At 30.8% G+C, this 15,083-nt stretch carries 13 protein-coding genes; 8 read left to right on the top strand and 5 right to left on the bottom strand.

The genetic code is table 11. The features are described 5' to 3' along the window. The first annotated feature begins 106 nt into the window (after window positions 1-106). Complete coding sequence (locus tag IE051_RS09635) at window positions 107-484, top strand: DUF1801 domain-containing protein (protein WP_189360569.1); 378 nt, start codon at window positions 107-109, stop codon at window positions 482-484. Here IE051_RS09635 and IE051_RS09630 read toward each other — a convergent pair. Next, window positions 481-1,329, bottom strand: a complete 849-nt coding sequence (locus tag IE051_RS09630) for a hypothetical protein (RefSeq protein WP_189360568.1) — start codon at window positions 1,327-1,329, stop codon at window positions 481-483. The two genes, IE051_RS09635 and IE051_RS09630, sit on opposite strands and share 4 nt — an antisense overlap. A gap of 21 nt (window positions 1,330-1,350) precedes the next feature. After that, complete coding sequence (kdsA, locus tag IE051_RS09625; protein ID WP_189360567.1) at window positions 1,351-2,169, bottom strand: 3-deoxy-8-phosphooctulonate synthase; 819 nt, start codon at window positions 2,167-2,169, stop codon at window positions 1,351-1,353. A gap of 246 nt (window positions 2,170-2,415) precedes the next feature. On the opposite strand from kdsA, the gene typA reads away from it, so the two are divergent. The 7 genes from typA (at window position 2,416) to IE051_RS09590 (ending at window position 12,398) form a co-directional block, all read left to right on the top strand. Further along, window positions 2,416-4,215, top strand: a complete 1,800-nt coding sequence (gene typA, locus IE051_RS09620; RefSeq protein ID WP_189360566.1) for a translational GTPase TypA — start codon at window positions 2,416-2,418, stop codon at window positions 4,213-4,215. A gap of 364 nt (window positions 4,216-4,579) precedes the next feature. Continuing rightward, window positions 4,580-5,881 carry an O-antigen translocase gene (locus tag IE051_RS09615; protein ID WP_189360565.1) on the top strand — a complete coding sequence of 434 codons (1,302 nt, stop codon included), beginning with the start codon at window positions 4,580-4,582 and terminating at the stop codon, window positions 5,879-5,881. A 22-nt stretch (window positions 5,882-5,903) separates the two neighbouring features. After that, window positions 5,904-7,196, top strand: coding sequence for an O-antigen translocase (locus IE051_RS09610; protein WP_189360564.1), 1,293 nt, complete (start codon window positions 5,904-5,906; stop codon window positions 7,194-7,196). A gap of 22 nt (window positions 7,197-7,218) precedes the next feature. Then, the gene (locus tag IE051_RS09605; RefSeq protein ID WP_189360563.1) at window positions 7,219-8,823 is read left to right on the top strand and encodes a sulfatase-like hydrolase/transferase; all 1,605 of its coding nucleotides are present in this window, start codon (window positions 7,219-7,221) and stop codon (window positions 8,821-8,823) included. A gap of 296 nt (window positions 8,824-9,119) precedes the next feature. Further along, entirely contained in the window at window positions 9,120-10,148 is a 1,029-nt protein-coding gene (locus IE051_RS09600) for a hypothetical protein (protein WP_189360562.1), read from the top strand. After that, on the top strand, window positions 10,138-11,253 hold the full coding sequence (locus tag IE051_RS09595; RefSeq protein ID WP_229796773.1) for a glycosyltransferase family 2 protein: 1,116 nt from the start codon (window positions 10,138-10,140) through the stop codon (window positions 11,251-11,253). Before IE051_RS09600 ends, IE051_RS09595 begins: the two co-directional genes overlap by 11 nt. Window positions 11,254-11,327: 74 nt before the next feature. Continuing rightward, a complete protein-coding gene (locus tag IE051_RS09590) occupies window positions 11,328-12,398 on the top strand; it encodes a glycosyltransferase (RefSeq protein ID WP_189360561.1) in 1,071 nt (356 codons plus the stop codon). Between the two features lie 3 nt (window positions 12,399-12,401). Here the strand turns inward: IE051_RS09590 and IE051_RS09585 are convergent, their stop codons facing one another. From IE051_RS09585 to IE051_RS09575, 3 genes are read right to left on the bottom strand one after another with little or no spacing between them, the layout of a single operon-like run. Continuing rightward, window positions 12,402-13,355: a glycosyltransferase family 2 protein gene (locus IE051_RS09585; RefSeq protein ID WP_189360560.1), complete on the bottom strand. Its 954-nt coding sequence runs from the start codon at window positions 13,353-13,355 to the stop codon at window positions 12,402-12,404. A gap of 4 nt (window positions 13,356-13,359) precedes the next feature. Further along, window positions 13,360-14,235: a glycosyltransferase family 2 protein gene (locus IE051_RS09580; protein ID WP_189360559.1), complete on the bottom strand. Its 876-nt coding sequence runs from the start codon at window positions 14,233-14,235 to the stop codon at window positions 13,360-13,362. A 3-nt stretch (window positions 14,236-14,238) separates the two neighbouring features. Beyond that, a complete protein-coding gene (locus tag IE051_RS09575; protein ID WP_189360558.1) occupies window positions 14,239-14,925 on the bottom strand; it encodes a cell division ATP-binding protein FtsE in 687 nt (228 codons plus the stop codon). Window positions 14,926-15,083: the final 158 nt, after the last annotated feature.

Genomic DNA, 15,083 nt, shown 5'->3' with positions numbered 1-15,083 from the left:
AATTTTGCATTAATTGTATGTTTTTGCATTGAAAGTATAGTCAAATAATGCTTTATTAAAGCCTATAAAATTATTAAGTTTGAAAATAATAATTGAATCATAGCTTTTGAAACCAGTTGATGAATATTTTATAAACCAAAAAGAGCCCTATCAATCTATATTGCTTTATGTTAGAAGTATTATTATAAATACATTACCAGAGGTAGAGGAGAAGTATAGTTATAAAATCCCTTTTTATAATATTGATAAAAAGCCTATGGTATATTTGAACATTTTAAAAGGAAAAGATTATGTAGATGTGGCGTTTGTTCAGGGTGTGCTTTTAGAAAACGACTTTCCTATTTTAAGAAATGATAACAATAGGAAACAAGTGCGTTCTATTCAATTAAAAACTATTGAAGATTTAGATTATCAAAACTTTATAGAATTACTTAAAAAGGCTACACACCTACTAGGTAAAAGTAATAAAGCATGGTTTCTCTAAATTCTAAAAATTCCTCCAAAAGAAACAACGCGTTGTATGTAAAAGAAATGCTGTGAAGCACTATCTATTGAATTATTTGTGGTTCTTATATCGGGCATATTGATATAGCCCCCTTTGAGGTCTAATTGTAAAAAAAAGTGTTTGAAGCAGGTAAAGTTGATACCAGCATGAGCAGAAAGACCATAGCCTGCTAGATGAAACTGGTCATACCTGTCTTTTTGTAATAGTTTGGAGTTAGTTTTGGGGTATAGCATACCGGCAGCCAAACCCTCAGTAAGATTTATTTGAAATTTATCCGTGTTCGGGAGTTTAAATAACTTAGAGATGTCATCATATCTAGAAAATTCTGCATAAATATAATTTAAACCATCAGTATGCTCAAATTGAAGAAAATCATCAGATACAAAAAAGGCTTCATTGTTATAAGTCCCATTATATATTGATCCTGATTCAGTATCGGGCAAATTGATATAGCCGTCAATGTTTTTCGTTTTGTTGTTATTCATCACATATTTCATATGGTCTAGCCCAACAGAAACTGTATAATTATCTGAGATAAAATACCCTGCTTTAAAATTTGTTTGGGGAATGGTTAACCTTGTAGGATTGATATAATCAATATGCCAACCTTTAGGCCGATCTGCAGCGGATACGTCTTTTATTATAAAATCATAATGCTCTCCTTTAAAGCTAATATCAGAATTAGAATAGGACTCCCTATTGCCACCCCAACTCACAAAGAACTTTCCTTTATTGGAAGCTGTATATCTTTGGATTGAATCTTGCGCCAACGTAGAATACGTGAGCAATAGAAAAGCAATGCTGAAGAAAGGTTTTACCGTCATGTACAATTGAAAGACGTAAAATTAGAGTGCGTTTACGGCTCTTCTAATAGAAACTAAATTTGTTAAAAGATGTTCTAAGTTATCCAAATGTAACATGTTAGCACCATCACTTTTTGCATTAGATGGGTCAAAATGGGTTTCAATAAATAAACCATCAACGTTATTAACAACACCTGCTCTGGCTATGGTTTCAATCATTTCTGGTCTACCACCGGTAACTCCAGCTGATTGATTAGGCTGTTGCAATGAGTGCGTCACATCTAGAACGGTAGGTGCATATTCCCGCATAGTTGGAATCCCTCTAAAATCTACAATCATATCTTGATAGCCAAACATCGTGCCTCTGTCTGTTATCCATGCATTATTATTACCTGCATCTTTTACTTTCTGCACAGCATGTTTCATGGCTTCAGGACTCATAAACTGACCTTTCTTTAAGTTTACTACCTTACCTGTTTGTGCTGCAGCAACCACTAAATCTGTTTGACGCACTAAAAAAGCGGGTATTTGCAATACATCAACATATTGAGCTGCTAACTGGGCATCCGAAATCTCATGAATATCAGTTACCGTTGGGACATCAAATGTTTCCGAAACCTTTTTTAGTATTTTAAGGGCTTTCTCGTCTCCAATGCCTGTAAAACTATCAATCCTGCTTCGGTTGGCTTTTTTAAAACTACCTTTAAATATATAAGGGATTTCAAGTTTTGTGGTAATATTTACTACTTTTTCTGCAATGTGCAATGCCATGTCCTCACCTTCAATAGCACAAGGGCCACACAATAAAAAGAAGTTATTAGCACTAAGGTGTTTTAACTTAGGAATATCTTGAAAATCCATAATCTTGTTTCGATAATTTTGAGTGCAAATATACAATTATGATATTTTAAACCATAGTACTTTTATTATATTAATAAACCTATATAAAATAAGCGCTCTGTGTTTAATGTGTTGTTAGTCAGAAAAATGCGTCTTTCTATATGTGAGCATGAACTTTTCAAAAAACAAGATTTTTCTTAAACGCGATATTGTATTATATATTCATAATTTATAAGTACCTTTGCACGCTTAAAATAAGGCACTATTATGGCTAATATTAAAAACATTGCGATTATTGCACACGTAGATCATGGTAAAACTACTTTGGTTGATAAAATTATGTATCACTGTCAATTATTTCGTGAAAACGAAAATACTGGAGATTTAATCCTTGACAATAACGATTTAGAACGCGAAAGAGGAATAACAATTACCTCAAAGAATGTTTCTGTAATCTATAAGGATACTAAAATTAACATTATAGATACACCTGGTCACGCCGATTTTGGAGGTGAAGTTGAGCGTGTATTAAATATGGCAGATGGCGTTTTATTATTAGTTGATGCCTTTGAAGGTCCTATGCCACAAACACGTTTTGTACTTCAAAAAGCCATTGATTTAGGATTAAAGCCATGCGTTGTAGTTAATAAGGTGGATAAGGAAAATTGTACGCCTGATGAGGTTCATGAGAAGGTGTTTGATTTGATGTTTGAATTGGGTGCTGAGGAGTGGCAATTGGATTTTCCAACAGTTTATGGTTCGGCCAAAAACAACTGGATGAGTGAAGATTGGCAAAAAGAAACAGATAATATAGAGCCCTTATTAGATATGGTTATTGATCATATCCCTGAGCCTAAGATTGAAGAAGGCTCAACGCAAATGTTGATTACTTCTTTAGACTTTTCTTCTTTTACAGGAAGAATTGCTATAGGTCGTTTAACAAGAGGAGAACTTAAAGTTGGACAAAATATTTCTTTAGTTAAAAGAGATGGAAGTATTGTAAAGTCTAAAATTAAAGAACTTCATACGTTTGAAGGTTTAGGTAGAAAGAAAGTTGAAGCTGTACAAGCTGGAGATATTTGTGCTATAGTAGGTCTAGAAAGTTTTGAAATTGGTGATACTGTGGCCGATTGGGAAAATCCTGAAGGTTTAAAGACGATTGCTATTGACGAACCAACAATGAGTATGTTGTTTACAATTAATGATTCACCTTTCTTTGGAAAGGATGGAAAGTTTGTAACATCGCGTCATATTAAGGATCGTTTAACAAAAGAATTAGAAAAGAATTTAGCACTTCGTGTTGAAGAAACAGATAGTGCCGATAAATTCATGGTGTTTGGTCGTGGTGTATTACACTTATCAGTTTTAATTGAAACGATGCGTCGTGAAGGTTATGAGCTTCAAATAGGACAGCCACAGGTAATTATTAAAGAAATTGACGGGGTTAAATGTGAACCTGTTGAAGAAATGACAATTGACTTACCAGAAGTAGTTTCAGGAAAAGCAATTGAAATGGTGACCTTACGTAAAGGGGAGATGTTGAGTATGGAAGCGAAAGGCGACCGTATGGTTTGTGAATTTATTGTACCATCACGTGGAATAATTGGTTTACGTAATCAATTACTAACAGCTACGGCTGGAGAAGCTATAATGGCACACCGTTTTAAAGAATATCAACCTTTAAAAGGTGGAATTCCAGAACGTCAAAATGGCTCATTAGTGTCTATGGAAAAAGGACAAGCTATTCCTTATTCAATAGATAAATTACAAGACCGAGGGAAGTTTTTTGTTGATCCAGGTGAAGATATTTATGAAGGCCAAGTTATTGGAGAGAATTCTCGTGGTGATGATATGACTGTTAATGTTACGAAAACAAAAAAATTAAGTAACGTACGTTCTTCAGGTGCAGATGATAAGGCAAAAATTGTTCCTGCAATTAAGTTTTCTTTAGAAGAAGCCTTAGAGTATATCCAAAAAGACGAGTACGTTGAGGTAACTCCTAATTTCTTGCGTTTGCGCAAAATTTGGTTGAGCGAAGTAGATCGTAAAAGAAATAAATCTATTTAGTAAGATAATTCTAAGGAATAAATTAAGGAACAGTTAAAAGTAAATTTTAGTTTGCTGCTTCTTTCTTAAATTATATTAATTGATAAACACAAAAAGTAAACAATTTAGTTTGTTTACTTTTTGTGTTTTACAGCATTTCTTTATAAGCGGATAGTTTTCTTTTCTTACGGGTTAAGCGTGCTTGATTTATTAAAGCCCTATTTTGAAAACAGAAAATTTCGACAAAAGGTAAATTAAGGCTTTATAATCCATTTTGTATTTGTTTTCTTTTTTTAAGCAGATATAATTTTGTTTTTTTAGGGGTTATAAATCATCATAAAGCATATGATGCCCGAACTAATTGGATAAATGAAATTTTTATTAATTGAAAGAATTAATAAACTACATAAATAACAAGGTTTTACTTAAAATAGCTTCACTGCAAACAGTCTCAGTATTAATTAGAATCATTGGGGGCTTATTAACATCAAAGGCCATTGCCGTATTTATTGGAGCAGAGGGCTTAGCTTTAGTGGGTAATTTAAGAAATTTTGTAGGGTCTTTCCAAGCGATAGCCACCGTTGGCTTTTACAAGGGGATAGTAAAACATATTTCTGAAGTAAAAGAAAAAGCTCAAGAACTAAGTAAGTTGTTGTCAACGGTATACTATGTAGGTTTTATTTCTACAGTACTCGTTTGTTTTTTTTGTTATCTGAAAGCAGAGTGGATTAATGATTTAATTTTTCCTACTTATAACGATTATGCCTACGTTATCAAGATTTTTGCCATAGTGTTGCCTTTTTATGTATTGAACATGTTTTCATTTTCAATAATGAATGGGTTCTTAAAGTATAAAATTCTTATAATAATTAATATCATTGGGCAAATTTTAAGTGTGTCTATCGCTCTGCTCCTAATTTATCAAAATAAGATTGATGGTGCTTTAATATCAGTAGTTATAGCTGAGTCGTTAATATTTTTAATTACGCTTGTTGGAATAATTAATAGACGTAGTTTAGTGTCTTCTCTTAAGGTAGGAAGCATAAGCCTTAAATATTTAAAAAAGATGGCACCTTATTCCGTTATGGCACTTTTTACAGCTGTGCTACTACCCATGGTTGCTATTCTTATTAGGTCTTATATTATTGATACCATCGGCTATAAAGATGCAGGGTTTTGGGAGGCCATGACTAGAATATCGAAGTACTACCTGATGTTTGTGAGTTCACTAATAGCAATGTATCTTGTACCAAGGTTTTCGGAGATTAACAAGGCTAGTGAGTTTAAAAAGGAAATATTTAGTTTTTATAAAACCATAATGCCCATTTTATTAATAGGTTTAATAGTGATATATTTATTGAGAAAATATATTGTATTGACCATATTTTCGGAGGAATTTGAGCCCGTAGAAAATTTGTTTAAATGGCAGCTATTAGGTGATTTTGTTAAGGTTTTATCTATAGTTATAGCGTATCAGTTTCTAGCAAAAAAAATGTTTTGGCATTATATATTAACCGAAGCTTTTCTCGTTATTACGTTATATTCTACTAGTATTTATTTTATCAATTTATACGGGGGAATTGAAGGTGCTGTTATAGCTCATTTTGTATGTTATACTATGTATTTCGGTATTCTGATACTTATATTTGGCAGCTCGCTTTTTGGAGTTGAGAGCCATGAGAATTAAGCGAACTTGTTAAAAAATTTAATTGAAGTTACCTAATTACATAAAGCATAATCTATTGTTTAAGGTGACTTCAGCAAATACTATCCTTGTATTAGTAAGAATGTCTTTTGCTTTAATTTCTCAAAAGGTACTGGCTATTTTGATAGGAGCAGAAGGGATAGCACAAGTAGGAAATCTAAAAAATGTAGTGAGCTTTTTTGAACAATTTACCATTCTAGGTACGTCTAATGGTTTAGTGAAATATATAGCTGAACATAAGAATGATAAGGCTGAACTAAATAAGTTATTTTCAACAGCCTTTGTTTTTACCTCTTTTGGCACAGTTTTGTCTTTCATAGTTTTGTTTTTTTGTGCAGATTTACTCAATAATTTTATTTTTGGGAGTGACGAAAACTATGTGTTTGTATTTAAAATCTTAGCTTTTATTATTCCTTTTATGGGCATAAATGCCTTGCTATATTCTTTGCTGAATGGCCTGTCTTCTTATAAAATATACTCAAAATCTGCTTTGAGTACAATTGTTATGAGTACGGTGCTTATTGTAACACTTACATATAGAAATGGCCTTTCCGGGAGTTTAGTAGCTATTAGTGTATTTCCAGTATTACAAATTTTAAGCTATTTGATGTTTTATTCAGGAGGCTATACCCAATATGTAAGTATAAGAAAAATAAGGTTTGATTTAAGCTTTAAGAATCAGTTGTTAACTTACAGTTTTATGTCTGTAACTGTTATTCTATTGATTAATGTTACAGATATTGCAATAAGGAACCTAATAGAGCAAAAACTGAATGCTTCGGAGGCGGGGTATTGGACAGGGATGACGTCAATATCTAAAACATATATGCAGTTTTTAGCAGCCATATTTCCCATCTATATATTACCAAAATATGCTAATATTACAAATACTTTTGATTTTAGGAAAGAGGTTAAGAAAATATACAAACTATTATTACCAATTTTAATAATTGGCATGTCTCTAGTGTTTGTTTTTAGAAATTTAATTATTCAGTTACTTTATACCAAATCGTTCTTAGCAATGGGAGAACTTTTTATTTGGCAACTTTTAGGCGACTTGATTAAATTCATTGCTCTAGTTTTGTCTTATATATTTTTAGCTAAAAAACAAGTGATGTATTATGTTTTTACAGAATTGTTATCAGTTTTTCTGTTTTATATTTTAGCTCAATATTTTATTTTAACAAAAGGAACCCAGGGAGTGGTAATAGCACATTTTATTAGATATATTATATACTTATTCGTAGTTCTATTGATTTTTAGAAAGTATTTTATTGGAAAAAATATAAGAATTTAACTGGTAATAGTAAAATGAAAAAATGAATATATTTTTTAAGGTTTTAATAGTATTTTTTATTGTTGCTTTCACAAGTTTCACTTTTGATTGTATTTATGATGAACTTTCATTTAGTACATTTTATGACTTATTGGAAGAAGTTTTGTTTGCCATTGTAATAATCAGTTTTAGTTATGTGTTTGGAAAACATATAAGAGGTGTTTTCTTGAATATATCCTATGTCTTTTATTGTTTGTTTAGTTATTTGGAAAGCGTTTATTACTATTTGTTTAAAACTCATTTAAGTCCGTCAGCTATTTTTGTTGCATTAGACTCTAATTCTGAGGAGAGTGGAGAATTTCTTAGTTTTTATTTAGATAATATAATCCTTGCCTTTACCGTTGTTTTTTTTATTGTTTGTGTGATCTTGTATTTTAGGTTAATTAAAATTAAATCTTTAATTGGTTACAACAAGAGTTTTAGGACTAAGTATAGGTATATTGGGCTTGCTGGGTTTCTAATAGTCATGTGTTTTTTGAAGTTTTCAGAACTGATTATTTATAATTTACCCTATCTCATTGTTAAATCTACGGTTGATTATAATTTCGAAAATAGTAAATTGGGAAGTCAGAATATTAATAAGTTCGGTGATTTTAAAAATGTACAAAGAACAATTAACACTAATGAGAAAGAGATATATGTAGTAATAATAGGTGAGTCAACATCCCGTTCTCATCTCGGTTTATACAATTATTACAGAAACACCACTCCAAATTTAGACAGGATTAAAAACGATCTATTAATATATAAAGATGTCATTAGTCCCCATGCCTATACGGTTGGTTCTTTAACTAAAATATTGACATTAGGGAATTATGAAGAACCTGAGAAGGTTTTTTCAGGTTCAATTATACAGTTATTGAATAGTGCAGGATTTAGTACTTATTGGATATCAAATCAAAGACCTATAGGACCTTATGAGAGTATGGTTACCAAAATAAGCCTGGCGGCAAAAAGTAGTGAATTTTTAACAACTGATTTGGCTAAACTTAGTAAGGTTTTGGATGGCAGTTTAATAGATGAATTTGCTGAAGTTCTTCAAAATCAAGATGATAGGAAGGTTATTTTTGTTCATTTAATGGGAACACATCACAATTATGATAATAGATATCCAGATTCCTTTAATGTTTTTAAGGAGGAACCGAAATCAAACTTTAAATCAATAGAAAGTAGAATTAAAATAAACCATTATGATAATGCAGTTCTATATAATGATTTTGTGATTTCATCTTTAATCAAAACGCTTAAAAAATATAATTCATGTAGTTTCGCACTCTACTTTTCTGATCATGGAGAAGAAATGTATGACGATATAAACTTGGCGGGCCATAATGAAGACATTTATTCAAAGAAAATGTTCGAGGTACCCTTTTTTATCTGGCAGTCTAAAAAATATAATGAATTAAAGGAATTAGATTATAATTGTAATAGAAAATATATGCTTGATGACCTTTTTCATAGTTTGGCTGATTTAACCGGCGTTAATGCAGATGAAGTGGATTTAAAAAGAAGTATTTTCAACGATTCTTTTAAGTTAAGAAAGCGAATTATTAAAGAACGAATTGATTTTGATGCTTATTATGAATAACATCGATGAGATTAAACTTTTTAAATTAGAACATGAGGCAAATTAACGTCGATAGATTATCCAATCTTTTAAGAGTATTAATATATGTATGTGTAGGATTTTTGGTCGTTTCGAGAGGAGTAGTCCTTTTTCCTGATAGTTATACTTTCTTGGATATGGCAATAAACCACTCAATAACCTATTGCCTTTTTTTGAAGTTTTTTACGTTGCTTTTTAATGATTATTATGAAATTCCACTACTAATCTCTCAGTACGTTTTTATTGTTTACGGTATCATGTTTATAAACAATCGATTATTGGAAATATTTGATATCAAATGGTTTGGTAAAATAGTTTTGCAAATTCTATTATTAGCACCTTGTATTTATTTACATTTATTGGGAAGCGCTATCTTGTCAGAAGCTATTGCATACCCGCTGTTTTTGATTTTTTTTGGACTTGGCCTTAAGATGTTTGTAAATGAGAGTTTTGAGGATATTTTTAAAATATTTTTACTGCTAGTAGCATTAGTTTTAACAAGAGGTCAATTTATTGCTTTGGTACCAGCATTCTTAATAATTGTGATATACACAATTATTAAGAATGGGGCTATAAGAAATAGGTGGTATGTCTTAATTATTTTGTTAGCGGTGCCTTTAATGGCTTCTTTGGTTGAAAAGACGTATAATAAAATAAATTATGATCATTTTGTTGGTAACACTATGAATTATGTTCATTTAATTAGCTCTCCGTTTTATCTTTCTAATGCTAATGATATTGATGTTTTTAGTCAGGAAGATCAAAAAGCTTACTTCAACTTAATTTATAAGAATTTAGAAAGCCGCAAATTATTATACAATCAAATAGATTTAAATAAGTCCGATAATTATCAATTCTACCACCGGAATTTTTCAAATATTTGTAATAAAGGTGTTTATAAATTGGGCCTAGATTTTTTTAAGAATAAAGGATTTGACTATTATCAGCAGCATATTCAATTAAATAAACTATGTAAATCTATGCTTTTACCATTAATAAAGCAGAATTTTCAAAGTTGGATTTATTTATATATAAAAAATGTTAAGAATTCATTTGGTTCATTTAAACAATTATTGCTTTTTTTATTATTACTGATATATGGTCTAATATATCTTGATGTGAAGAATAATAACTTTTATAAGTTTTTAGTAATGGCGATTATCTTTATGTTTGCTAATAATTGTTTAGTGGCTATACCAATTCACACTATAAAAAGATATATTTTCTATTTTGATTGGGTAATTTTTGCTGTCTTTATAATATTAATAGAAGAAAAGTTAAGAAATAGAATTGCCTATGAGTGTTAAATTATCTATCATAATGCCTTGTTTGAATGAAGCGGAAACAATTGGTACCTGTATCAAGAAGGCACAGGCATTTTTGAAAAGAGTAAAAATTTCTGGTGAAGTTGTAATAGGTGACAATGGCAGTGTTGATGGTTCTCAAGATATAGCCAAAAATCTTGGTGCTATTGTTGTAAATGTTGAAGTTAAAGGTTATGGTAGTGCCTCAAGAGGTGCAATTGATCGAGCTAATGGGGATTATATTATTTCGGCAGACACAGATGATAGTCATGATATTTTGAATTTAGATGAGTTCGTTCATAAGCTTGATGAAGGGTATGATTTGGTTATAGGTAATAGATTTAAAGGTGATAAATTAAAAGAGTCTATGCCCTTTTTACATAGATATGTAGGGAATCCAGTATTAACTTTTATTGGAAACATATTTTTTAAAACTAAAATTGGTGATTTTCATTGCGGTTTGAGGGGGTTTACCAAAGAGGCGTATAATCAAATGAATTTATCAACAGTGGGTATGGAGTTTGCTTCGGAAATGATTGTAAAGGCTTCTTTGTTAGATTTAAAAATAACTGAAGTATCCACAACCGTTTATCCTTCTGGAAGAAGTAGAAAAGCTCATTTGAGGTCCTTTCCAGATGGATGGCGGCATTTAAGGTTTTTATTACTTTATAGTCCAAAATGGTTGTTTTTGATTCCAGGCGTTATATTTATGCTGATCAGTTTTATCGGTACTTTTTTATTAATTTATTTAAAAAACCTTTTTGTTGTCGAATGGATCCCCCTATTTTCAGGTTTGTTTCTTATAAGCTTTCAGTTTGTCATCTTCTATGCACTGACTAAAATCTATGCTACTAATCATGGCTTAATCCCAAGACGTAAAAAATATAATGACTTGTTTTCTTTTTTTACTCTTGAAAGAGGTTTGTTGAGTGGATTGCTTATATCGATTTCGGGAATTCTTTTGTATGGCTTTGGTTTTCAAAAAGATTTAGATATTTATCAGGTTTTAAGCATTGTTGTTCCTGCTACAATAATTATAGTAATGGGGGTACAAGTTATATTGTTTAGCTTCTTTTTTAGTATTTTGGGTTTAAAGGAAGAGCTTTAAGAATATAGTTGCACATTGTTCAATTCTAATCCTTTTTAAGGAAATAAGAAGCGAACTTTTATTTATAATTTTTTATGAAGAAAGTCTGCATAATAACAACATCTTTAGGTGAAGGAGGAGCACAACGATTTAGTGGATTACTCTCTCAAATGCTTTCTAATCTTGGATATAATGTAAAAATAGTTTCCACAAAAAATATTATAGATTATGAATTTTCTGGGGCATTATTTAATTTAGAAGAAAAGCTAGAAGGACGTGTTTCTATTTTTAACAAAACTAAAATTTTAAGAGCATATTTTAAAAAACATAATTTTAATTTCATTATTGATAACCGACCCAGAAGTGAATTTTTTAAAGAGTTCTTGCTTTACTATTATGTGTTCAAGGCTAAAAATATTATATCTATAATACACAGTTATTATTTGAAAACGTATCTCCCTAATTCAAAATGTCTTGCAAGGGTATTGTATTTTAAAAACGCAAATATTCTAGCTGTTAGTAAAGAAATACAAAATGCTGTGGTTAGTACATATGGTTTTAAAAATTGTATTCATATATACAATCCCATAGAATTAGCGAGTATAACAGCAAAAGCTAATGAGGAAATTGAAGTAGAAGGAGAATACATTTTGTGTTATGGACGCATTGAAGAAAGGGTAAAAAACTTCACATTATTGCTACAAGCCTATAAAATATCGTCGTTGTCAAATAGTAATATAAAGTTATACATTATAGGCGATGGGAAGGATGTCGATTTTTTAAATTTTAAAATAAGGGAACTGGAACTTGAAAACTACGTAATCCATAAATCATATATCAAAAACCCATTTCCTTTTGTTAAAAAAGCACGCTTTACAACTTTAACAAGTAGGCATGAAGGATTTCCACTGGTTTTGATAGAATCTCTGTCATTAGGAACTCCTGTAGTTTCTGTTAATTGTAAATCTGGTCCAAAAGAGATTATTGAACATGAGCACAACGGGTTGTTAGTAGAAAACAATAGTCCTACTGAGTTAGCAAATGCTTTTGATACTTTTATCAAAAATAAGCCGCTATATGAGTTTTGTAAAAAAAATGCAGTAGAAAGTGTGGGGCAATTTTCAATGGATAATATATCTAAAGCATGGAAAAAGCTACTTGATTAAAATTTAATTGTATGCGGTGAGGTAGAGTTTGTTTTTGATTAAAAACTTTTGAAAACTTTTAATTTTTAACACAATATATTTTGGTGTTTTTAACAGGATATGCTGCTTAACGTTTAAGTTTTTGTAATTAATTTCTGTTTTTAATTTTTTGTATATATCGTCTTCATTGTTTAAAAGACAGCGTATGGCAAGAGCGTACCTATTGATGTCTAAATATTGTTTAAGACCTGAATTTTTGCTTTCGTATTCCTGATATTTTTTTAGTCCATTATACCTCATAATGTTATATTCATTTTTTGAAAGACTGTCATCAATAAAAAAATGGTACGACATGGTGATAGTAGGGTTGAAAGAAATATCATAGTTCAGAGCTATTCTAATCCATAAATCTAAATCCTGAAACGTTTTAAGATCGGGATCAAAACCTCCAATGTCTTCAAATGTTTTTTTTGATACGGCTACAGCCGATGTCCAAGCCAAACAGTTGGTTATACTTGCAGTAAAAAAATTGGGTACTATTAAACAATCTTTGTTATAATCTAAGTTTAATTCTGCTGGTTTACAAAACCCATTGGTGTGATAGATTTCATAATTATTGCAATAAAGACCAGCATCTGGGAAGGCCCTTATTTGTTTGTTTAATTCAAATAAATGATTCTCATACCACAAATCATCTGCGTCTAGAAATGCGATGAAATTAGCTTGAGCTGCTTGCACTCCTTTATTCCTAGCAATTGAAACTCCAGCGTTTTTTTGTTTTAAGATTATAATATTGTCTGCTTTAAAACTTTCAATGATTTCTAAGCTTTTATCAGTACTTCCATCATCTACAATAACTATTTCAAAATCTTTGAAACTTTGATTTAGCACACTTTTTAATGTTTTTTCTATGTAATTTTCCTTGTTATACAAAGGGATTATAACCGAGAAAAAAGGAGTGTTTAGATCTGGGGTCATGTGATTATTGAATAGAGGTTAAATAAAAAAGTTTAAACATTTGAAAAAAGCTTGTGCTGCTCGTTTTTTCTGCCAAAACCTCAAAGAATTTCGAAATAGGGTATGCCAATTTTTTTGATAATTGGTAATTTAATATTGTATTTGTTTTTGCAAATTTTAAGAGCTCGCTATATTCCATGAACTGGGGATATTCAGTGTAAAGAACAATCAGGTTCTCAATACTCTCTTTAGTTTTTTTTATGAATTGCGAATTGTTACTGTCATCAAAATGAATTACAGGATTGTCGATATGAATAATTTTAACAGGAACTTGTTCCATTTGGTAAGCAAAAAAGGTGTCCTCATGCCCGTACTTTTTTAAGTTCTCATTAAAAGGTGTTGCTGTAATGATTTCTTTGGGTACAATAAAATTGTTCGTTTTAAAACAGATAAACGGCTTTTTGTTTCTTGTATTAGCCTTTTTAAATTCTATCTTTTTACTGTAGTTATATCTTAGTCCTTTTGTTTTATTAGATTTCTTTGGTTGCGCAGTTCCACCATAAATTATACAGTTGTCATTTTTAGAAAGCGCCAATAGGTAATGGTCTAAGAAATTCTGCTCAATACCGGAGTCCCCGTCAATGAAAAGGATATGACTGTATTTTGATTTTTGCGCAAGATAATTTCTAATCTTAGACCTTCCAATATTTTGCTCTAATCGTTCGTATGTATAGTTGTTGTTTTTAAAGTTAGCCAAATCGGTAATTTCTGGACTAGATGCGTCATCAACAACCAATACCTCCGCTTTTAAATCTAAGGATTGTATTTGTTTACATAACGTTTTTACAGCGCTTAATGCATTATAATTATAAACAGGAATACAAATACTTAACCCATTCATATTTTATTGACTTTTTCGCTGCACGACTTCATACACTGCATTGTTATCACATTTCAAAGTCTTGCTTGGGTATTTTAATAAAAGCGCATAATCATGAGTGGCCATCAAAATAGTATTGCCGTTTTTATTGATTTCTTGGAGCACTTCCATAACTTCTATACTAGTTTGGGGGTCTAGGTTGCCTGTAGGTTCATCGGCAAGAATAAGTTCAGGATTGTTAAGTAATGCTCTGGCAATCGCAATGCGTTGTTGCTCACCTCCAGAAAGTTCATGAGGGTATTTAAAGCCTTTAGATGTCATTCCTACTTTGTTAAGAACTTCTTCTATACGTGAAGTCATTTTGGTCTTGTCCTTCCATCCTGTTGCTTTTAGTACAAATAGGAGATTATCATTTATGGTTCTATCAATAAGCAATTTAAAATCTTGAAAAACAACACCTAATTTACGCCTTAAATATGGAATGTCTTTTTCTTTAAGCGTTTTTAAATCGAAGTCTACAATATGTCCTTCTCCTTGGTTTAAAGGTAAATCGCCATAAAGGGTTTTCATAAAGCTACTCTTTCCTGTTCCTGTTTTTCCAATAAGATAAACAAAGTCACCCTTACTAACTTCAACGTTAACATTGGATAGCACTAAATTATCACCTTGATAAATAGAGGCATCTTTGAGTTTTAAAATAGGACTTGACATAATTTTACAAAGAGGTTTAATGTGCTGTAAAAGTATTACTAAAAAGTTTAACCCTAAAAGCAAACGATTACAATTTTAATTTATTTCCGGAGATCAATCAAATATTTAATAACTCGGTTTATAATTATGCCATGATTATTACGTTATAAGATTCAGAT

Origin of the sequence: Algibacter mikhailovii, assembly GCF_014651495.1 — a bacterium.
GTDB lineage: Bacteria > Bacteroidota > Bacteroidia > Flavobacteriales > Flavobacteriaceae > Algibacter_E > Algibacter_E mikhailovii.
The sequence above is the reverse complement of the archived record's forward strand: the minus strand, read 5'-3'. Positions and strand labels throughout refer to the sequence as shown.

What these genes read in the sequence shown, in the direction of transcription:
- IE051_RS09605 (WP_189360563.1), top strand. Translation starts at nt 7,219, where the DNA reads ATGAATATATTTTTTAAGGTTTTAATAGTATTTTTTATTGTTGCTTTC.
- IE051_RS09595 (WP_229796773.1), top strand. Translation starts at nt 10,138, where the DNA reads ATGAGTGTTAAATTATCTATCATAATGCCTTGTTTGAATGAAGCGGAA.
- IE051_RS09590 (WP_189360561.1), top strand. Translation starts at nt 11,328, where the DNA reads ATGAAGAAAGTCTGCATAATAACAACATCTTTAGGTGAAGGAGGAGCA.
- IE051_RS09575 (WP_189360558.1), bottom strand. Translation starts at nt 14,925, where the DNA reads ATGTCAAGTCCTATTTTAAAACTCAAAGATGCCTCTATTTATCAAGGT.
- IE051_RS09580 (WP_189360559.1), bottom strand. Translation starts at nt 14,235, where the DNA reads ATGAATGGGTTAAGTATTTGTATTCCTGTTTATAATTATAATGCATTA.
- IE051_RS09630 (WP_189360568.1), bottom strand. Translation starts at nt 1,329, where the DNA reads ATGACGGTAAAACCTTTCTTCAGCATTGCTTTTCTATTGCTCACGTAT.
- IE051_RS09585 (WP_189360560.1), bottom strand. Translation starts at nt 13,355, where the DNA reads ATGACCCCAGATCTAAACACTCCTTTTTTCTCGGTTATAATCCCTTTG.
- kdsA (WP_189360567.1), bottom strand. Translation starts at nt 2,169, where the DNA reads ATGGATTTTCAAGATATTCCTAAGTTAAAACACCTTAGTGCTAATAAC.
- typA (WP_189360566.1), top strand. Translation starts at nt 2,416, where the DNA reads ATGGCTAATATTAAAAACATTGCGATTATTGCACACGTAGATCATGGT.